The sequence below is a fragment of the Acinetobacter sp. A47 genome (assembly GCF_000805455.1).
In the GTDB taxonomy this organism is placed as follows: domain Bacteria; phylum Pseudomonadota; class Gammaproteobacteria; order Pseudomonadales; family Moraxellaceae; genus Acinetobacter.
The window spans coordinates 111,790-130,905 of sequence record NZ_JSUS01000009.1; the positions used below are offsets into that span (position 1 = coordinate 111,790).

21 protein-coding genes are annotated in these 19,116 nt (G+C 45.5%); 8 read left to right on the forward strand and 13 right to left on the reverse strand.

Features of this window, described 5'->3' with window-relative positions; translation table 11 throughout:
* Positions 1-40 precede the first annotated feature (40 nt).
* Complete coding sequence (gene thrH / locus OC23_RS03395; RefSeq protein ID WP_038342814.1) at positions 41-658, reverse strand: bifunctional phosphoserine phosphatase/homoserine phosphotransferase ThrH; 618 nt, start codon at positions 656-658, stop codon at positions 41-43.
* A gap of 208 nt (positions 659-866) precedes the next feature.
* Between thrH and OC23_RS03400 the strand changes: the two genes are divergently transcribed.
* Both OC23_RS03400 and OC23_RS03405 read left to right on the forward strand, forming a co-directional pair.
* Entirely contained in the window at positions 867-1,487 is a 621-nt protein-coding gene (locus OC23_RS03400; protein WP_038342816.1) for a phosphoadenosine phosphosulfate reductase family protein, read from the forward strand.
* Positions 1,488-1,676: 189 nt separating this feature from the next.
* On the forward strand, positions 1,677-3,065 hold the full coding sequence (locus OC23_RS03405) for a WS/DGAT/MGAT family O-acyltransferase (RefSeq protein WP_038342818.1): 1,389 nt from the start codon (positions 1,677-1,679) through the stop codon (positions 3,063-3,065).
* Positions 3,066-3,107: 42 nt separating this feature from the next.
* Here the strand turns inward: OC23_RS03405 and OC23_RS18985 are convergent, their stop codons facing one another.
* From OC23_RS18985 to OC23_RS03430, 6 genes are all read right to left on the reverse strand, one after another.
* A complete protein-coding gene (locus tag OC23_RS18985; RefSeq protein ID WP_152607797.1) occupies positions 3,108-3,281 on the reverse strand; it encodes a PA1571 family protein in 174 nt (57 codons plus the stop codon).
* A gap of 136 nt (positions 3,282-3,417) precedes the next feature.
* Positions 3,418-4,872: a ribonuclease G gene (gene rng / locus OC23_RS03410; RefSeq protein WP_038342819.1), complete on the reverse strand. Its 1,455-nt coding sequence runs from the start codon at positions 4,870-4,872 to the stop codon at positions 3,418-3,420.
* 54 nt (positions 4,873-4,926) lie between these two features.
* Entirely contained in the window at positions 4,927-5,496 is a 570-nt protein-coding gene (locus OC23_RS03415) for a Maf-like protein (RefSeq protein ID WP_038342821.1), read from the reverse strand.
* Entirely contained in the window at positions 5,484-5,975 is a 492-nt protein-coding gene (mreD, locus tag OC23_RS03420; RefSeq protein ID WP_038342823.1) for a rod shape-determining protein MreD, read from the reverse strand. Before mreD ends, OC23_RS03415 begins: the two co-directional genes overlap by 13 nt.
* Positions 5,962-6,819 carry a rod shape-determining protein MreC gene (gene mreC / locus OC23_RS03425; protein ID WP_038342825.1) on the reverse strand — a complete coding sequence of 286 codons (858 nt, stop codon included), beginning with the start codon at positions 6,817-6,819 and terminating at the stop codon, positions 5,962-5,964. Before mreC ends, mreD begins: the two co-directional genes overlap by 14 nt.
* Before the next feature lie 17 nt (positions 6,820-6,836).
* Complete coding sequence (locus OC23_RS03430) at positions 6,837-7,877, reverse strand: rod shape-determining protein (protein WP_038342827.1); 1,041 nt, start codon at positions 7,875-7,877, stop codon at positions 6,837-6,839.
* Between the two features lie 133 nt (positions 7,878-8,010).
* Between OC23_RS03430 and gatC the strand changes: the two genes are divergently transcribed.
* The 4 genes from gatC (at position 8,011) to OC23_RS03450 (ending at position 12,210) form a co-directional block, all read left to right on the forward strand.
* The gene (gatC, locus tag OC23_RS03435) at positions 8,011-8,328 is read left to right on the forward strand and encodes an Asp-tRNA(Asn)/Glu-tRNA(Gln) amidotransferase subunit GatC (RefSeq protein ID WP_004652310.1); all 318 of its coding nucleotides are present in this window, start codon (positions 8,011-8,013) and stop codon (positions 8,326-8,328) included.
* Positions 8,329-8,381: 53 nt separating this feature from the next.
* Positions 8,382-9,860, forward strand: a complete 1,479-nt coding sequence (gatA, locus tag OC23_RS03440; RefSeq protein WP_038342828.1) for an Asp-tRNA(Asn)/Glu-tRNA(Gln) amidotransferase subunit GatA — start codon at positions 8,382-8,384, stop codon at positions 9,858-9,860.
* A complete protein-coding gene (gene gatB / locus OC23_RS03445) occupies positions 9,860-11,329 on the forward strand; it encodes an Asp-tRNA(Asn)/Glu-tRNA(Gln) amidotransferase subunit GatB (RefSeq protein ID WP_038342830.1) in 1,470 nt (489 codons plus the stop codon). Before gatA ends, gatB begins: the two co-directional genes overlap by 1 nt.
* A gap of 71 nt (positions 11,330-11,400) precedes the next feature.
* Entirely contained in the window at positions 11,401-12,210 is an 810-nt protein-coding gene (locus tag OC23_RS03450; protein ID WP_038342831.1) for an NYN domain-containing protein, read from the forward strand.
* A 31-nt stretch (positions 12,211-12,241) separates the two neighbouring features.
* Here OC23_RS03450 and OC23_RS03455 read toward each other — a convergent pair whose 3' ends face one another.
* The 5 genes from OC23_RS03455 to OC23_RS03475 all read right to left on the reverse strand — a co-directional run bounded on the left by OC23_RS03455 (position 12,242) and on the right by OC23_RS03475 (position 15,678).
* Positions 12,242-12,649 carry a PIN domain-containing protein gene (locus tag OC23_RS03455; RefSeq protein ID WP_038342832.1) on the reverse strand — a complete coding sequence of 136 codons (408 nt, stop codon included), beginning with the start codon at positions 12,647-12,649 and terminating at the stop codon, positions 12,242-12,244.
* Complete coding sequence (locus OC23_RS03460; RefSeq protein WP_038342833.1) at positions 12,646-12,897, reverse strand: DUF6364 family protein; 252 nt, start codon at positions 12,895-12,897, stop codon at positions 12,646-12,648. The genes OC23_RS03455 and OC23_RS03460 overlap by 4 nt, the downstream gene beginning before the upstream one ends.
* A 90-nt stretch (positions 12,898-12,987) precedes the next feature.
* Complete coding sequence (locus tag OC23_RS03465) at positions 12,988-13,509, reverse strand: hypothetical protein (RefSeq protein WP_038342834.1); 522 nt, start codon at positions 13,507-13,509, stop codon at positions 12,988-12,990.
* A gap of 153 nt (positions 13,510-13,662) precedes the next feature.
* Entirely contained in the window at positions 13,663-14,403 is a 741-nt protein-coding gene (locus OC23_RS03470) for a hypothetical protein (RefSeq protein ID WP_413772396.1), read from the reverse strand.
* 375 nt (positions 14,404-14,778) lie between these two features.
* Positions 14,779-15,678, reverse strand: coding sequence for a LysR family transcriptional regulator (locus OC23_RS03475; RefSeq protein ID WP_038342837.1), 900 nt, complete (start codon positions 15,676-15,678; stop codon positions 14,779-14,781).
* Between the two features lie 100 nt (positions 15,679-15,778).
* Here OC23_RS03475 and OC23_RS03480 point away from each other — a divergent pair, with 100 nt between their 5' ends.
* The gene (locus tag OC23_RS03480; protein WP_038342838.1) at positions 15,779-16,351 is read left to right on the forward strand and encodes a chromate transporter; all 573 of its coding nucleotides are present in this window, start codon (positions 15,779-15,781) and stop codon (positions 16,349-16,351) included.
* Positions 16,348-16,863: a chromate transporter gene (locus OC23_RS03485; RefSeq protein WP_038342839.1), complete on the forward strand. Its 516-nt coding sequence runs from the start codon at positions 16,348-16,350 to the stop codon at positions 16,861-16,863. The genes OC23_RS03480 and OC23_RS03485 overlap by 4 nt, the downstream gene beginning before the upstream one ends.
* Positions 16,864-16,919: 56 nt before the next feature.
* Here the strand turns inward: OC23_RS03485 and OC23_RS03490 are convergent, their stop codons facing one another.
* Positions 16,920-18,971: a M13 family metallopeptidase gene (locus OC23_RS03490; protein WP_038342842.1), complete on the reverse strand. Its 2,052-nt coding sequence runs from the start codon at positions 18,969-18,971 to the stop codon at positions 16,920-16,922.
* Positions 18,972-19,116 lie beyond the last annotated feature (145 nt).

A 19,116-nucleotide genomic window follows, 5' to 3' on the forward strand; every position in this document is an offset into this window, starting at 1 on the left:
AACCACCCTCCTTTTCTAAAGGAGGGCTGGGGAAGATTCTTTACTCGGGAATGTCACGTTGAGATACAGAACGGATCGCCTGCTTTAATGCCTCATAGCCATGCAATGGTGGGAACTGTGGAAATTCGGCAATAACATTGGCAGGCGCATCAAACAAGAAACCGTGATCAGCCTCACCCAGCATGGTGGTGTCGTTATAAGAGTCGCCTGCTGCAATGACACGGAAATTCAGACCATGCAATGCTTTTACTGCCTGACGCTTCTGATCCGGCTGGCGTAATTTATAGGCAGTGATCATGCCATTTTCATCAGTTTCAAGTTTATGACAGAAGATCGTCGGCCATCCTAACTGTTTCATCAATGGATGTGCAAACTCATAGAAAGTATCAGATAAAATAATCAGCTGAAAATGCGTACGCACCCACTCAACAAACTCTTTTGCACCTTCAAATGGTCCCATCTCTGCAATCACGGCCTGAATATCATTTAAGCCTAAACCATGCTGCTTGAGGATATTCAGGCGCTGCGTCATGAGCACATCATAATCCGGAATATCACGTGTGGTGGCTTCGAGTTCTTTAATCCCTGTTTTTTTTGCAAAGTTAATCCAGATTTCCGGAACTAACACCCCTTCAAGATCCAGGCATACGATTTCCATGCTTATTCAACTATCCTATGTGTTAAAAATTGCGCTAGTTTAGCATGGAGACCTGCTCAACAATTGCCCTTTTTTCATTCCCTAACCATAGATTTTTTGAATAAGAATTTCCTTCATGGACATATCCGGCCAGTCATAATTGCATTACTATATGGAGCAATGTGTCGTGTAAACGATAAAGACCGATAAGCATAAAAGGCAACGTGTTATGACTTTAAACCTGGATCAAATCAATACAGAATTTGGCAATGATGCTGAAAAACTCATTGAGTGGGCATTAAGCCTGAATGAAAAAGCCATCGTGACAACGAATTTCCGTCCATTTGAAGCTGTCATTTTGCATATGTTGACCCGTGTCAAACCGGATATCCAGGTGGTCTGGATGGACAATGGCTACAATACCGAAACCACATATAAATATGTAGATGAAATTAGCAAGTTACTCAACCTGAATCTGCTGACCTACCTGCCAAAACGTTCACGTGCCCATCGTGAAGCCCTGGAAGGCCCTGTACCGGCACTAGATGACCCAAAACATGAAGCCTTTACAGCAGAAGTAAAACTAGAGCCTTTTGAACGTGCCTTACGTGAAACGGCGCCTAAAGTCTGGTTTACGGCTTTACGTGCCACAGATACTGCTGTGCGTGCAGAAATGGACCCTGTCAGTATTAATCCGGATGGCCTGATCAAGGTTGCGCCATTATTAAAATGGACCTCAAAAGATCTGTGGGAATACATGCAAAAACATAATTTACCGGACAATGAAGATTACTTTGATCCGACCAAAGGCGAAGAGCATCGTGAATGCGGCTTGCACTTAAGTCACTAATCTATGCCCTGCATTAAAATAAAACCACTGATTCGTCAGTGGTTTTATTTTTCCTGACTCGCTTGTCTAAAGTCATATTTTAACCAGAACAAACAGTATATACTGCGCAGGACGGTTCAATAATACAAATAAGTCTCCCTTTCACCAGAGGGTGTCTTAGAAAAAATGCGATAAGAGGCTAGATCTGCTATGCGCCCACTACATCCGATTGATTTTATCTTTCTCTCCCTCGAGAAAAGGCAGCAACCTATGCATGTAGGCGGGTTGTTCCTGTTTGAGCTGCCAGAGAATGCTTCACCTACCTTCGTACATGATCTAGTCAATGAAATCCGCCAGTCAAAAAGTATCCCTGTTCCACCCTTCAACAATCAACTGAACGGCCTGTTCTGGGGTGAAGATAGCGAGTTCGATCTTGACCACCATTTCCGTCATATTGCCTTACCAAATCCTGGCCGGATCCGTGAGCTACTGGTATATATTTCCCAGCAGCATAGTTCCCTGATTGACCGCGCCAAGCCCCTCTGGACCTGTGACATTATTGAGGGAATTGAAGGCAACCGTTTTGCCATGTATTTCAAGATTCATCATGCCATGGTGGATGGCGTGGCAGGTATGCGCCTGATCGAAAAATCCCTGTCACATGATCCTAATGAAAAACATGTAGTCCCGTTATGGTGCGTAGAAGGCAAACGGACCAAGCGTTTAAAGGCACCTAAACCGCCTACGGTCAGCAAAATCAAGGGCGTGATGGAAGGCATCAAGTCACAGCTTGAAGTAGCCCCGAAAGTCATGCAGGAGCTGTCGCAAACCATTTTTAAAGAGATGGGCAAAAACCCGGACTATGTCTCGACCTTTCAGGCACCACCTTCCATCCTGAATCAGCGTGTCAGTTCTTCGCGCCGTTTTGCTGCACAATCCTTTGAACTGGAACGTTTCCGCCGTATTGCAAAATCTCTGGGCGTCACTTTAAATGATGTGATTCTGGCAGTTTGTTCAGGCGCTTTACGGGAGTATCTGCTCAGCCACAACAGCTTGCCTAAGAAGCCATTGATTGCAATGGTACCGGCTTCATTACGTACCGATGACTCGGATGTCAGCAACCGGATTACTATGATTCTGGCCAATCTGGCGACCCATATCGAAGACCCGATTGAACGTCTGGACATCATTCGCCGTAGCGTACAAAACTCAAAACAGCGTTTTAGCCGCATGACGGCCAATGAAATCCTCAACTATAGTGCAGTGGTGTATGGTCCGGCAGGCTTGAATATTGCTTCTGGCATGTTACCTAAACGTCAGGCCTTTAACCTTGTGATTTCCAATGTACCCGGCCCACGTGAGCCATTGTACTGGAATGGTGCCAAGCTAGATGCGCTCTACCCGGCATCAATTGTGATGGATGGTCAGGCACTCAATATCACCATGACAAGCTATCTGGATAAACTGGAAGTCGGTTTGATTGCATGCCGTAACGCATTACCGAAAATGCAGAATTTACTGACTCATCTTGAAGATGAAATTCAACGCTTTGAACAGGCGATTGAGAAATTACCGCAACCAGATAAAGTTGCGAACTAAACAACAAAGAGCAGAATAAATTAAGGGGCTTTCGTTAGCCCCTTACTTTTTAATTGTACGGCAACGCTGTAAGAGCTGATGGCAGGCTGTACGGATCATTGCTGTGGTAATCTGAACTTCTTTACCCTGGCTATCGACCATATAGCATGTATTTACAGGATTGCTGTCTAACACATGTTTGAAACCGTGATTCACTAATCTTTCACTCACATTCATCATTATATACCTCATATTATTTGCTAAGGACCTCACAAAGATCCTATGGCTCATTCTATGGTTCTAGTATTTAAAATTCGTGATCGAAAGTAAAATTTCAGTTGTAACAAGGATTAAGCGAAATCTTGTTACAACTTTAGGTTAAAATGATATCGTATTGCTCTTGCGTATACAGATTTTCCACCTGGAATTTAATCACCCGGCTAATGAAATGTTCCAAATCCGCGACAGCTGGGGCTTCTGCTGTTAATAAGCGGTCAATCACCGCTGGATGAGCAACGACAGTAAAGCCACCCTTGGAATCAAATGCACGGGCATAACGCAAAATCTCCCGAAATATTTCGTAACATACTGTCTCTGCCGTCTTTACATAGCCCCTGCCCTGACAGGTTGGGCATGATTCACACAGTAAATGTTCCAAAGATTCACGGGTACGTTTGCGGGTCATTTCTACCAGACCCAGTTCAGAAACCTGGGTAATTTTGGTCTTGGCATGATCACGCTCAAGCATCCGCTCAAACTGGCGCATCACTTCTTCACGATGCTCGGCTTCCTGCATGTCGATAAAATCAATAATGATAATACCGCCCAGATTACGCAGACGAAGCTGCCGTGCAATCACCTGGGTGGCTTCCATATTGGTTTTAAATACGGTGTCTTCCAGACTGCGCCCGCCGACATAAGAGCCGGTATTGACATCAATCGTCGTCATGGCCTCGGTCTGGTCAATCATCAGATAGCCGCCAGACTTGAGGGCTACACGGGTTTGCAACGCCTTTTGAATATCTTCTTCAACGTTATATAAATCAAAAAGCGGCTTTTCTCCCGGATAATGAATCAGCCGGTTTTGAATGGTCGGCACAAACTCATTAACAAACTCGCTCAGCTTGCCATGGATTTCTCTTGAGTCGACATAGATTTTAGCCGTTTCATCGCTGGCCAGATCACGCACGATGCGTTGTGGTAGAGGCAATTCTTCAAAGATCAGTTCTGCGGTTGCAGCTTCTTTTTGCTTGCGCTGGATAAATTCCCATAATTTGCTGAGATAACACATATCCTGCGCAATTGCGGCTTCATCTACGCCCTCTGCAGCAGTACGCACAATGACACTGCCGGGCAGATTATGTTGTGCCTGGATGCTTTCAATAATACTGCGTAAGCGATCACGCTCGTCTTCAGACTCAATGCGCTGAGAAACACCAATATGGTTGCCGTAAGGCATCAAGACCAGATAGCGTGAAGGAATCGAAAGATCGGTGCTTAACCGGGCCCCTTTGGTCCCAAGCATGTCTTTCATGACCTGAACCGTCAGCATCTGTCCGGGATGCAACAGCTCAAAGACATTTGGAGTGGGCTGCGAACGCGACCACACCATATCGTTAATATGCAAAAAAGCGGTTCGAGACAAACCGATATCCACAAAGGCAGCCTGCATCCCTGGCAGGACACGCACCACCTTACCCTTGTAGATATTACCCACTAACCCACGTTTCACGGTGCGCTCAACGAATAGTTCATTGACCGTACCATTTTCAATCAATGCCACACGACATTCCATCGGCGTGACGTTAATCAGCAACTCTTCTGCCATAGCAAACTCAAAACTTTATAAAAATTCTTATATCCGAAAGTGTTAGCCCGGGTATTACAATACCTGAGTTTGAACCCTTTCTAATAACTGTGCTGTCTCATAGAGGGGCAACCCCACGACATTACTGTAGCTGCCCCGAATCTGAGGAATATATTGTGCAGCAATTCCCTGTATTGCATAGGCACCAGCTTTTCCTGCCGGCTCACCCGTGGCCCAGTATTTTTCCATTTCCGCATGGCTCAGTGACCGGAACTCAACCTCGGTATGTACCACCGTGCTCAGGCTCTGGGATGAAGTCGCAACACATACACCGGAATAGACATCATGCCATTGTCCGGAAAGTGCCGACCAGATAGCAAAGGCATGCTGCTTTGATTCTGGCTTGCCAATAATCTGCCCGGCAAAGCTCAGGCTGGTATCGGCGGCAATCACAATGGCATCCGGAAACCGGGCTAAAACTGCCTGCGCCTTATCCCGGGCCAACCGTTCAACATAGTGCTGAACTGTTTCCCCATCAAGCACCGCCTCATCAACATCCGGGCTATAGATTTCAAAATCCAGCCCCAGTTGTGTTAATAGCTCCTGCCGGCGAGGTGAGCTTGATGCCAGAATTATATGCGCCATTTATGTAAACAATAATAAACCAGTGGCCATACTAACACACCTGTCACCACAGGTTGCCAATGACGGGCAATCGAAAAATGGGTTCCGGCAATGGTCTGGCTAATCCACAAAAAGGTAATATGCGCAACAATGGCAAGAATCGCAATCACCCATGAGTTACCAAAGGTCAGGATACGACGTTCACGGATCAGGTAACGTGTCACAAAGCTGATCAGTACAAAACTGAGGGCATTTAAACCCAAAGGCGCATCGAGCAGCAGATCGACAAAAAGCCCCATGCCAAAGGCAAACCAGACTCCGCACCAGACCGGCTGGTAAAGTATCCAGAACAGCATGATCATCAGCATCATCGATGGACGCCATCCTGAAGCCTCATAAGGCATCGGATAAACCATCAGGATGGAACCAATCACAATTGACAGGATAATCATCCACAAGGGATCTTTGCGTTTCTCGTAATTCAACTTAGCGATCGGCATAAGGTTGCTCCTGCGCTAATGATTCAGAGAATAACACCACCACATGATGGCCGCTGGCCAACTGCGCAGCAGGCGCTACGTCAATTTCAGCAAATTCGCCCGAATTGTGCCGGCTTATTTTGGAAACGGTTCCCACCAGATAACCCGCCGGAAAATGTTCACCAAGCCCGGAGCTAAAGACTTTGTCCCCGACCTGTATATTGGCGCTGGTCGGCACATATTCCATTTTAAGTTGTCCCAGATCGCCGGTTCCGGTCACAATGGCCCGCATCCCCGTCCGTTCCAGCCGTACCGATAAGGAATGTTCCTTGTCAGAGAGCAGCATAATCCGTGCACTATGAGGATAGACATTAATAATCTGCCCCATAATCCCCTTATCATCGAGCACGGTTTGTCCGACCCGTAAATGATCCATGGAACCACGGTTAATGATAATAATGTGTCGTAAAGGATCGGCATCAGTCCCAATCACTTCAGCAATCTGCATACGGCCATCAATAATTAATGGCGTATCCAGCAGCCCTCTTAGACGGTTATTTTCCGCAGAAAGCTCTGACAGTTTTTGCAGGCGGACCTGAGCCTGAAGAAGTTCAGCCTGCATGGCCGTATTTTCACGGCGCAATTGGGCTTCAGATTTGGTTTGTTGGTTAAGCCATTCTCGCGACAGTACAGGATAGCTTGCCAGCGCATAAATCGGATTATACGCGGCATACAGGACATCCCTTGCGGGCTGGATGACATAGGGCATGCGCCAATCAAAGAAAAGCACCACCAGACATGTAATGACCGCAATGACAAATGAGCGAAAAGATGGCGGTTGTCTTGAAAAAAGATTCGGTTGCACCGCCTCGTCCTTATGATTTAACCAACGAAAAGCATGTCATGGTTTGGATTGTCAAAGAATTCCAGAACTTTACCGCCACCACGTGTAACGCAAGTCAGAGGATCATCTGCCACAATCACTGGCAAGCCAGTTTCCTGGGCAAGCAATTTATCAAGGTTACGCAGCAATGCACCCCCACCAGTCAATACGATACCGCGTTCTGCAATATCCGAAGACAATTCAGGTGGTGTTTGCTCAAGTGCAGACTTCACCGCACTGACGATACTTTGTAAAGGGTCGGCAATCGCTTGGGTAATTTCATCAGAAGTTACGGTAATTGCACGAGGTACACCCTCTGCCAGATTACGGCCACGAACTTCGATTTCGAGGGTATTGCCATCTGCAACAGCCATACCGACTTCTTTCTTGATCACTTCAGCTGTGGTTTCCCCGATCACACAACCGTGCGCTTTACGAACGTAGTTGATGATCTGTTCATCAAATACATCACCACCGATGCGTAGTGAATCTGCGTAAACACAACCTTGTAATGAAATGATGGCAATTTCAGTCGTACCGCCACCCACATCAACCACCATCGAACCGCACGCTTGCTCAACAGGCATACCTGCGCCAATTGCAGCAGCCATCGGCTCCTCGATCAGGCGGACATCACGTGCGCCTGCATTGAATACAGCCTCACGAATGGCACGGCGCTCAACCAGGGTTGATTTGCATGGTACACACACCACAACACGGGGTGCTGGCGGGAATAAACGCTTTTCATGCACTTTGCCAATAAACTGATTCAACATGGTTTCAGTTACTTCAAAGTCAGCAATGACACCGTCTTTCATTGGACGAATCGCTGAAATATTCGCTGGTGTACGGCCTAACATTTGTTTAGCATCAAGACCGACAGCAGCAACAATTTTTTGTGAACCACTATGGCGAATTGCCACAACAGTTGGTTCATTTAATATAATGCCGCGGCCTGGTGCATAAATAAGTGTATTTGCAGTACCTAAATCAATGGCTAAATCCGGCGAAAACAAGCCAATTAGTCGTTTTAGAATCACGGGGGCGTTCTCAATTAAACTTTGTGTGAATACAAGGTGGCAACTTTAACTAAATGTGATGATTTGAACAAGTCAATCGCTTATTATAACGCACGATATTTTGAAATTTTTTAATACTGAATTAGGTAAAGTTATGTCTACATCATCAGATGCTCAGCAGACAACAGACTTAAACGCGCAAACGGTCTCGCAAATTGCACACCTTGCCCGTTTGTCTCTCAATGACACGCAATCTGCTGAATATGCTCAAAGTTTAAATAAAATCCTTGGCATGATGGAAAGCTTGAAAGGCATTAATACCGATGATGTTGAGCCTTTAAAGAGCCCATTTGACAACCCGCAACCCCTACGCGCTGACGTTGTGACCGAGAGCAACCATCGCGACGAATATCAGGCAGTCGCGCCTGCAACAGAAGCAGGTCTGTACCTCGTACCTCGCGTAATTGAATAAGTTTTATTCGATTAGTCAATATTTTATATTTAGAATGTAAAGAAATTTTTCATATGACAGATTTACATCGCTTATCAATCCGTGAACTCTCTGAAGGCTTGAAACAGGCCCAATTTTCATCACGCGAATTGACTGAACATTATTTAAAGCGTATTGCCCACATTGACCCGAAAGTAAAAAGTTATGTGACGGTGACTGCTGAACAGGCACTTCGTGAAGCCGATGCCGCCGATGTGGCACTCAAGGCTGGCAATGCCACAGCTTTAACGGGTATTCCGCTTGCCCACAAAGACATTTTTTGTACACACGGCATTAAAACCACGGCCGGTTCAAAAATGCTGGATAACTTCATTTCACCTTATGATGCCACCGTGGTTGCAAAAGGCAAAGCTGCGGGTCTTGTGACGTTAGGCAAGGTGAACATGGATGAGTTTGCCATGGGTTCAACCTCCGAAAACTCGTATTTTGGGGCAACCTCAAACCCGTGGAACCTTGACCATGTTCCGGGTGGTTCATCCGGTGGTTCTGCTGCGGCAGTGGCCGCTGACCTTGCACCATTTGCCACAGGTACCGATACAGGCGGTTCGATTCGCCAGCCGGCTTCATTTTGTGGCCTGACTGGCTTGAAACCGACCTATGGCCGTGTATCCCGCTTCGGTATGATCGCCTTTGCATCATCACTGGATCAGGGTGGCCCGATGGCGCGCTCGGCTGAAGACTGTGCTTATTTGATGAATGTGATGGCTGGCCACGACGCCAAAGACTCGACTTCCGTCAATAAAGACGTTGATGACTATGTGGCAAACCTGAACAGCACAGCAGTGAAAGGTTTACGCATTGGTATTCCAAAGCAATACTTCAATGTGGCCGGTTTAGACGCCGATGTAAAAGCACGCGTTGAAGAGTCGTTGAAAAAGTTAGAGGAAATGGGCGCAATCCTGATTGAGATTGATCTCAACATGACCGAAGCCTATGTACCCACCTACTACCTGATTGCGCCTGCGGAAGCATCTTCAAACCTGTCACGTTTTGACGGTGTACGTTATGGCTACCGTTGTGAAAATCCGGTCGACCTGATGGACTTGTACAAACGTTCACGTTCGGAAGGGTTTGGTGCCGAAGTTCAACGCCGTATCCTGATCGGGACTTATGCCCTTTCTGCAGGTTATTACGATGCTTACTACGTCAAGGCACAGAAAGTACGTCGTCTGATCCAGCAAGACTTCCTCAAAGCCTTTGAAAATGTCGATGTGATTGCAGCACCATCCGCACCAACCACAGCGTACAAGATCGGTGCCAACCTCAGCCCGACTGAAATGTATCTGGGTGATATCTATACCCTTGCTGTAAACCTAGCAGGCCTGCCAGCGATCAATGCACCGGTTGGTTTTGACAAAGACAGCTTACCGGTGGGCTTGCAGTTGATTGGCAACTACTGGTCAGAATCACAATTGCTGTCGATTGTGCATCAATATCAACAAAACACAGACTGGCATACTAAACGTGCGGCAATTGCTGAGGAGAATGCATAATGGCTGAAGCTCAAAAGTTAAAGTTAATTGACGGTTGGGAAGTCGTTATCGGGATCGAGATCCATACTCAGCTTGCCACCAAGTCTAAAATCTTCTCGGGTTCATCGACTGAATTTGGCCAAGACCCGAATACACAAGCCAGCCTTGTTGATTTGGCCATGCCGGGCGTACTGCCAGTATTGAACGCAGAAGTGGTTGATCTTGCAATTCGCTTCGGTTTGGGGATTGATGCCTATATCGACCAGGCCTCTGTGTTTGCGCGTAAGAACTACTTCTACCCAGATTCGCCAAAAGGCTACCAGATCAGCCAGATGGACAATCCGATTGTGGGCTTGGGTCATATCGACATCCAGCTTGAAGATGGTAGCACCAAACGCATCGGTGTAACCCGTGCCCATCTTGAAGAAGATGCTGGTAAATCGATTCACGACCAGTTTGAAGGCATGTCGGGTATCGACTTGAACCGTGCGGGTACGCCATTACTTGAAATCGTATCTGAGCCAGATATGCGTTCGGTTGAAGAAGCGGTTGCCTATATCAAATCGATTCATACGCTCGTGCGTTGGTTAGGTATTTCTGACGGTAATATGGCAGAAGGTTCGTTCCGTGCCGACTGTAACGTGTCATTGCGTCGTCCGGGTCAACCCTTCGGTACCCGTTGCGAGTTGAAAAACCTCAACTCATTCCGTTTCATCGAGCAAGCAATCAATGTTGAAATTGAACGTCAGATGGAAATTCTGGAATACGGCGGCGAGATTGATCAGGAAACCCGTTTGTTCGATCCGAACAAGATGGAAACCCGTTCTATGCGTTCAAAAGAAGAAGCGAACGACTACCGCTACTTCCCTGATCCGGACTTGTTGCCAGTGATTATTGCCGATGAGCAGATTGAAGCCATCAAAGCAACCATGCCAGAGTTGCCTGCGGCACGCCGTGCACGCTTTATCGTAGACTTTGGTGTAACTGAGTACGATGCGCATGTATTGACGCTGTCACGCGAAATGGCGGACTTCTATGAAGCTGTTGTGGCTGCTGCTGGCGGTGCCAAGCAAGGTAAAGTCTCTGCAAACTGGGTGATGGGTGAATTCTCAGGCGCTTTAAACAAAGCGGGCCTAGAATTGGCAGATTCTCCTGTTTCTGCTGAGCAATTGGGTGGCATGATCGCGCGTATTGTGGACAATACCATTAGCGGTAAGATTGCGAAGCAAGTGTTTGGCTTTATGTGGGAAGCAGAAGGTAAATCTGCAGATGACATTATTGCCGAGAAAGGCTTGAAGCAAGAAACCGATACTGGTGCGATTGAAGCAATCATCAAGGACGTGCTTGCAGCCAACGAAAAAATGGTTGAAGAGTACAAGTCTGGTAAGGAAAAAGCCTTTAATGGTCTTGTCGGTCAAGTGATGAAAGCCTCTAAGGGTAAAGCCAACCCTGCTCAAGTCAATGAACTCATGAAAAAATTGATTGGTTAATTTATTGGCTAATCAATTGATTTAATGATATAAAACCTCGTATTGATACGGGGTTTTATTTTGAGAAAATAATGGCTTTAAAGACAATATTCAATGTAAGTGAAGAAAAAACAGCTAAACTTGCTGTATTAATTGATGCAGATAATGCCTCAGCAAAAGATATTAAAAATATTCTAGATGAGTTGACAAAATATGGTGAAGCCACCGTAAAAAGGATTTATGGAAATTTTGTTAATCAAAATGGGAGCTGGAAACAAGCTATTAATGATTTAGCGATTAAGCCAATGCAACAATTTGCGTATACTACAGGAAAAAATGCCACTGATGGTTTTATGATTATTGATGCAATGGATTTACTTTATACCAATCGTTTTGATGGCTTTGCACTCGTTTCCAGTGATAGCGATTTTACTGCTTTAGCCATTCGCATTAAAGAGCAAGGTGCCACAGTTTACGGTTTTGGAAAAATGCAAACTCCTGAAGCTTTTAGAAATGCTTGCTCCCATTTCACTTATGTAGAAAATTTAAGAGATGATGAGGGGTTTGCAGTAATCTCACAGCAGAATAAACTACAATCAAATATTAAAAACACAGACAAAGAAATTGAAAAAGTAGAAAAGACTCCTATCATAATATCTAGCCCACATCCTGAATTACCATTGTCCACAATCAAACAAATTTTTGATAATCACGATGTTGAATGGATACCGGCCTCTTCTTTTACTTCTCAATGGAAATTATTACAAAATGACTTTGATCCAAGAAATTATGGATTCAAAAAAGTTGTGGACTTAATCAAAAGCCATACAGATATTTTTGAATATGATGAGCGTTTATTAGAAAATGGACATAAACAAATATATATAAAGTTAAAAAGCTAAATTCTAAAAGGCTTAGTTTTAAACTAAGCCTTTAATCAACCAAACCACTCGGTAAAGCCACCTTTAATTCAGCAAACTTATAATCCTGAATATTTCGAGTGACAATCATCGTACAACCAAAACTCAAAGCAGCAAAATGCTGAATAGCATCTTCAAAATCAGTAAATTTAGACTCTAAAGCATTGGTAATTCCAACATGATCTACAGGAATAATGACGAAAAATTTTAGAAGCTGCTTTATAAATATACGAGCCTTCTCATCCCCACCTAACTTACGCAAAATATAGTAAATATTGGCAACACTATTGGATGAAATACAGCCTGTAAAAGTTCTATTTTCACACAAGGCCAGAACAGACTGACTCGCCTCAACAAAAGGCTGACGCGCTAAAGCGACATCTAAAATCACATCAGAGTCGATAAAAATACGCTCACTCATAGATGCTTTTCCATACGTCCATCTGCAAGTAATTCTTTATAATCCTGCCCGTTATCCTGTTCTGCAAACATTCCAGTTAAATGCTCTGTAATTGGGGCGTGAAGCTCATTGGTTCTATTCGCTTGAGCTGAGATACGGTCCAAATAAGCCTCTACCAGGCTAGAAACACTTTGCTGATGCTGTTGAGCATAATGTTTTGCTCGTTCAATCACATTTTTATCAATAGACAATGTTAATTTTGCTTGCATAAGTTTCTCCCTATACGTATTAACTATTTAATTATACGTATAGGTCATTTTTTAGCAATTCCTTTTAATCAATAGAAAAAACTTAAACTTTTACTGGCCTCTTAACACACCCAACTTATTCCAGATATCAGGCGTTAAAAAAGTCGTCACTAATTTATTTAAATCAATATAACGCAAGGTGCCTTGCAACTGCTGTCTGACCGCTGGGTCTTTGACAATATCCTGCCCTGCACTCTGACCTAACTGCTGGAAAGCCTCCCCAACGGCCTTAACACCTTCAGCTTTAATCACGGCTTTGGTCTGCGTCGAACACTGCTCCACAATCACTCGCTGTAACACCTGCGCCAGTTTCTGATCTAACTGGGTTTTCTGCTCAGGCGTGACATTGCTGAATGCCTTTAAATCAGGATGCGCAGCCAAAGCACTAAACGTCCATTGTAAAACCGTGGTTTTATCGGCTGCGGTGGTCGATTTCACCAGACAATCACTGAGTTGATCGACCGTTGGTCCTGCCATTGCCACCTGAGTAGTCCCCAACACAGCCGCAGCCATCAAGACAGAACGGCTCAGATGAGAAAAATTACGGCAGACAGAAGTATAAACGCGAGACATAAGCACAGTTCCAAATTGCAATCTTTCCCTTTGTACCATGTACAAGGCAAATCATCTGTAATGTCGCTGTAAATTGCGTAAATCCACGCCTTTCAAGCTTTGCAAAAGTGTAAAATGCTCCTCTAAAACCATCCTATATTCCTGCATGTGCATTTATTCCATACCGGCATAATCCCATGATGCGGGTATATCTGGCTGCTGCGGTGCTTTATTTAAATCAATATTCAGGTTACGACTGCCCTTAAATGATTTCTCGCCCGAATCTGATACAGGGGAGACATCCAGACTGTAACGATAACGAAATTGCCAAAGCATTGGTTTGATCGGACGGATATCCAGACTCAGGCTATCTTCATCATGACATTTTCCTTTAGAGCGTTCATAGTCCTGTTCCGAGAAACAGGCCCGAATCATCCGGTTAAAGCTAAAAGGATAATTTTTGATAAAGACACGTTCATTGCCGGAATCCTCTAACTCGTAAAAGCTGGCACGCTCAATGCCAGCGCCGCCTCCCGAATACATTTCAGAATATTGATCCAGGATTGCAATTGCATAACGCTGTTGAGTCAGCGGAAAAAGCTTGGGAAATATATATTGTTTATGCCGGTCATCATCGCTTGCGACCGTCACAATACTCCATTTACTGTCCAGTTTAAGGCCGGTTGCTGTAGGCTTGAAGCGGGCAATATCATTCCGGCCCGATAACATCCATAAATGACCGTCCGCAGTTTTTAAGCTGCGCCATTGTACACCTTGCTGGCAGAAGTCCTTGATTTGATCGCAGAGCTGCTTCTGTTCAGCCGAACTCAGCTGTCCCTTTTTAAATTCCACAATTTGTAGGGGTGCAGCAGATGTAATCGTACTTAAACAGGTCGATATAGCCAGCAACAGCATTACAGTCAAACCCGTCTTATTGTTCTGCATATTCATTCCTTAGGCTATTTTTCTTTTCAATACATGATTTAACCATGATTCCAGCCTGATCAGGTATCCCCACTCCGAACACTTAAAAATGTAGCAAGCGCTACCGTTGCCAGACTACTCAGCAATGCCCTACTGCCATGCATTTAACACTTTGCTGAACACCGTGTGATAAATCTCGGGTGGCATGGTCAGTCACAACCTTTGCCTTGTTTGCAATTATCCATCTACCTCCACCCGGTATAAATATCGAACCAGCACCAGCTAGTCGTGCATACTTGGTTATGGTCAGACTTATACCGTATGATCGGCTCAGATTGTACTTGAAGCCACAAGTTAAAATACCCGTCAAATGGCTTGGCTGGCTTGAAGCAGACTTAAGAAATGTTCAGCCCGAATACTCCGGCCTTGGGCACGACAAATCGCATAGATCGGGGCAATACATGGTTTTTTTGCCTCAAGTGCTTTATACACGATCTGCTTGTTCCAGAAATCCTGAATTGATGCAGGGACAATGGACAGTCCAATCCCTGCCGCAATCAGGTTGAGGCTTGAGGTCAGGCGGGGCGCCTCCTGTACAATATTGGGACTAAAGCCTGCCTGATAGCAATTTGCCAGAATATTATCAAACAGGTCCTGCCCTGCAAGACGGCGATACAACACAAATTCATAAGGTTCCAGATCTAGCAAACGGATTGGTCCTGCATGCCCGGCCAGTGGATGGTTACTGGGTAAGGCCACAATCAAGGGTTCATCCAGTACATGGATACTCTGTACTGCGGCATGAATGGGCGCAGGCTTACGTAGAAAGACAATATCCAGTTTTTCATTGATCACGGCATCGGTTAAGGCGGTGCTGCTGTCCTCTTCCAGATGGATGGCCACTGCCGGAAACTGCTCGCGGAACTGACGTAATAAAGCCGGCAAAAAAGGATGTAAACCTGCGGAGTTGGTAAAACCGATATTGATCTGGCCTTCCAGCCCCTGAGCAATGTTCTTTACCCGTTTCGGAATCGACTGGGCATGCGCCAGAATGGTAATTGCTTCCTGATATAGCGCTTTGCCGGCCTCCGTAACCTCGACACCACGTGGCAGACGTTTAAGCAAAGCCGTATCCAGTTCCTGTTCGAGGCTTTTAATCAATCGGGTCAAGGGCGGCTGTTGCATATGCAACCTGACGGCGGCTTTGGAAATATTACTTTCTTCAACCACAGCCACAAAGGCAGTGAGCTTATGAATATCAATCATACATACCTTAAAAGTATAGATAATGGCAAAAATAGCATTTGTGAATATACCACAAATCTTTCATGCTATAGCTCACAAGGTTGAACAGAAAGGTAATCCAATGAAAGCCCAAGTCCTCTCAATACAGCATGAGCCTCTGAGTACAGCTCCTGATTGTAAGGCACTATTTACGGGGTTTATGCAATTGGGATTAATGGGGTTTGGTGGCGTGCTGCCACTGGCTCATCGCATTATCGTTGAAGAACACAAATGGATTGATGCAGGCAAATTTACCGACTTGCTTGGCGTATGCCAGTTATTACCGGGCGGTAACATCATCAATATGGCCGTGGCCATTGGAATGGAATTTCAGGGCGTTAAAGGTGCGATCAGCTCAGTCCTCGGTTTGATCTCCGCCCCAACAGCAATCGTGCTGATCATCTATCAGGTCTATGAACATTTTCAATATCTCCCTGCCGTCAAACATATGATTCAGGGACTGGCCGCTGCTGCCGCAGGCTTGCTGTTTGCAACAGGCCTGAAGATGCTCAGGCCGATTTTAAAGAGCTATCTGACCATATTTACCATTGGCCTGACCTTTATTTTTATGCTCTGGGTCAAACTGCCATTGGCACTGACGTTAGCGATGCTACTGGCCATTAACATGCTGGTATTGGGAGTGAAAAAATCATGATCTTACTTACCCTTGCCGTGGTTTTTACTCAGCTTTCACTACTGGCCTTTGGTGGTGGCAATGCCATTCTGCCGGAAATGCAGCATCAGGTGGTAACCGTGCACCAATGGATGAGTGCAGAACAGTTTAGCTCGCTATTTGCCATGGCACAGGCGGCACCCGGCCCCAATATGATGATTGTGCCTCTGGTCGGCTGGCATGTGGCAGGCCCGGCAGGTTTACTCATCACCTCATTGGCAAAATTTGGCCCTTCGTCAATCATTACCATATATGCACTCAAATTCTGGGAACGCTTTAAAGCCAATCCGTTACGGGCACGTTTTGAAAAAGCCCTGAAACCGATTACTGTTGGCTTGGTCTTGGTCAGTGCCTGGATGATTGCCGATACATCTGCACAAAACCTGCTTCTGGTCATGATCGTGATCTTGACTGCCCTCCTCGGCATGTTTAAGAAAATTCACCCGTTATGGGTCATGGCAGCCGGTGCAGGACTGGGGATCTGCTTTCTGTAAGCCTCAGCAAGATATATAAAAAAACCTGCATGATGCAGGTTTTTTATGTTTCCGGTTTACCAGATGCTCACGCGTTTCTCTGGCGGCAAATACATGCGGTCTCCTTCCTTGATCTGGAAGGCATCATAAAACGGTGTCTGATTGACCAAAGCACCATTGGCTCTCACTCTGTCCGGTGCATGTGGATCGGTTTTCAAATATACGATTGCTTGTGCTTGACGGGTTTTGGCACGCCAGACCTGCGCCCAGCCCATATAGAACCGCTGCTCGCCAGTCTGCCCATCAATTACGGGAGCGGGTTTGCCTCCCAAAGAAATCTGGTAGGCTTTATAAGCAATCGACAAACCAGAATTATCGGCAATATTTTCCCCCAAAGTCAGCTCACCATTGACGTGATAGCCTGCAATCGGCTCATAGGCATTGTATTGCGCCACCAAAGCCTGGGTTTTGGCCTTAAACTTCTGATGATCCTGTGCTGTCCACCAGTTGCGCATATTGCCCAGCTCATCAAACTGGCTGCCCTGATCATCAAAACCATGACTGATCTCATGCCCGATGACACTGCCAATCCCGCCATAATTGACGGCATCATCGGCCTCGATATTAAAGAATGGCGGTTGTAAGATCGCAGCAGGAAAGACGATTTCATTTGAGGATGGATTGTAATAGGCATTCACCGTTTGCGGTGACATAAACCATTCATCACGATCAACAGGTTTACCCAGCTTATCCAGTTCTTGCTGATGCTCAAACTGTCTGGCCCGCAGCACATTCCCGACCAGATCATCAGCCTTGATCTGCAAGGCTGAATAATCACGCCATTTTTTCGGATAACCCACTTTAATCGACAGGCTGTCCAGCTTTTTCTTGGCCTGCACCTTGGTGGCAGGACTCATCCAGTCCAGCTCGCTGATGCTTTGATCATAAGCCCGTATCAGGTTCTGAACCAGCACATCCATACGCTGTTTCTTGTCGGCAGAAAAATGCTTTTCTACATACAGCTTGCCCAGTCCATCCCCCAGCACCCCATTGACCATCTGGATACCACGTTTCCAGCGTACTTCCTGCTCTCCGACATCACGTAAGGTCTTGCCATAAAAAGCAAAGCTCTCATCGACCAACGCTTTATCCAGATAAGGGGCAAAACTGCTGATCAGGTTCCATTTAAAATAAGCTTTCCAGACTGGCAGAGGTGTTTTTTGCAGCACCGGATCAAGTGCCTTGAAATAGCTTAACTGATGTACCTGAATGGTCTGGATTTTATCGTTGACACCAACCGTAGTCAGGTAGGTATTCCAGTCAAAACTGCCCGTTAATTTTTTTAACTCGCCGGTTTTATAAATATTGTAGCGTTTGGATAAATCACGGTTCTGGACGTTGCTCCATTGAATCCGGGCCAGTGCCGTTTCAAGCTGCAAAATATCCTGTGCATGCCAGGCTGCTTGCGTATCACCAGCCAGTTGCAACATACGTTGAATATGCTGCACATATTTGCTGCGGGTTTCTACAAATTTTTTATCGTCTTTTAAATAATAATCCCGATCCGGCAGGCCCAGTTTACGCTGGAGCAAACCTGCAATCATGACATCGGAACATTTCATGTCCTGATCAATACTGATATCAAACGGCCCTCTGACACCAATCCGGGAGAAATGTCCCATCAGTCCGGCCAGCTCGGCCTTGTTCCGAATCGCGTCCACCCGTGCCAGTTCCGGCTTTAACGGCCTGATTCCTTGCGCTTCAATTGCTTTTTCATCCATAAAGCTGGCATAGAGATGAGCAACCTTCTGCTCGACACTGCCTGCCGGCCATGTTTTAGTACCCAGCTCATCAACAATGGCATGCAGCTGATTGATTGATAATTCATGCAACTCGTTGAAAGTCCCCCAGCGTGCCTTATCTGCTGGAATTTCAGTATTTTTTAACCACGTGCCATTTACATAGTCATAAAAGTCATGACTGGCACGCACACTCTGGTCAATATATTGCTGGTCAATTCCTGATGTTTTTTGAGTTAAGCTGGACTGTGTGGCTTGAGTTGCCCATACATGTGCAGTAACAGTCGCCAGCGCAAGCACCAAGGCACTTTTAAGCAATATAGGTTTCATGATTTATCCTGTTGATTTAGGTTTTCAGTTATACACAAGCAAAATGAAAGATCATTAATTGAATCAAAAGACTATAGTGAAACATAGGCCTCAGATAAAGTCATTTTCGTTGCAATATATATTCACTTTTCACATAAAAACCACA

Excerpts from the sequence above, each read along its gene's own strand:
- OC23_RS18985 (WP_152607797.1), bottom strand. The coding sequence starts at position 3,281 with ATGAATGTGAGTGAAAGATTAGTGAATCACGGTTTCAAACATGTGTTA.
- OC23_RS03480 (WP_038342838.1), top strand. The coding sequence starts at position 15,779 with ATGAAAGCCCAAGTCCTCTCAATACAGCATGAGCCTCTGAGTACAGCT.
- OC23_RS03465 (WP_038342834.1), bottom strand. The coding sequence starts at position 13,509 with ATGTCTCGCGTTTATACTTCTGTCTGCCGTAATTTTTCTCATCTGAGC.
- OC23_RS03475 (WP_038342837.1), bottom strand. The coding sequence starts at position 15,678 with ATGATTGATATTCATAAGCTCACTGCCTTTGTGGCTGTGGTTGAAGAA.
- OC23_RS03460 (WP_038342833.1), bottom strand. The coding sequence starts at position 12,897 with ATGCAAGCAAAATTAACATTGTCTATTGATAAAAATGTGATTGAACGA.
- gatB (WP_038342830.1), top strand. The coding sequence starts at position 9,860 with ATGGCTGAAGCTCAAAAGTTAAAGTTAATTGACGGTTGGGAAGTCGTT.
- OC23_RS03400 (WP_038342816.1), top strand. The coding sequence starts at position 867 with ATGACTTTAAACCTGGATCAAATCAATACAGAATTTGGCAATGATGCT.
- OC23_RS03455 (WP_038342832.1), bottom strand. The coding sequence starts at position 12,649 with ATGAGTGAGCGTATTTTTATCGACTCTGATGTGATTTTAGATGTCGCT.
- OC23_RS03470 (WP_413772396.1), bottom strand. The coding sequence starts at position 14,403 with ATGCTGTTGCTGGCTATATCGACCTGTTTAAGTACGATTACATCTGCT.
- OC23_RS03485 (WP_038342839.1), top strand. The coding sequence starts at position 16,348 with ATGATCTTACTTACCCTTGCCGTGGTTTTTACTCAGCTTTCACTACTG.
- mreD (WP_038342823.1), bottom strand. The coding sequence starts at position 5,975 with ATGCCGATCGCTAAGTTGAATTACGAGAAACGCAAAGATCCCTTGTGG.
- gatC (WP_004652310.1), top strand. The coding sequence starts at position 8,011 with ATGTCTACATCATCAGATGCTCAGCAGACAACAGACTTAAACGCGCAA.
- rng (WP_038342819.1), bottom strand. The coding sequence starts at position 4,872 with ATGGCAGAAGAGTTGCTGATTAACGTCACGCCGATGGAATGTCGTGTG.
- OC23_RS03415 (WP_038342821.1), bottom strand. The coding sequence starts at position 5,496 with ATGGCGCATATAATTCTGGCATCAAGCTCACCTCGCCGGCAGGAGCTA.
- OC23_RS03405 (WP_038342818.1), top strand. The coding sequence starts at position 1,677 with ATGCGCCCACTACATCCGATTGATTTTATCTTTCTCTCCCTCGAGAAA.
- OC23_RS03490 (WP_038342842.1), bottom strand. The coding sequence starts at position 18,971 with ATGAAACCTATATTGCTTAAAAGTGCCTTGGTGCTTGCGCTGGCGACT.
- OC23_RS03450 (WP_038342831.1), top strand. The coding sequence starts at position 11,401 with ATGGCTTTAAAGACAATATTCAATGTAAGTGAAGAAAAAACAGCTAAA.
- thrH (WP_038342814.1), bottom strand. The coding sequence starts at position 658 with ATGGAAATCGTATGCCTGGATCTTGAAGGGGTGTTAGTTCCGGAAATC.
- gatA (WP_038342828.1), top strand. The coding sequence starts at position 8,382 with ATGACAGATTTACATCGCTTATCAATCCGTGAACTCTCTGAAGGCTTG.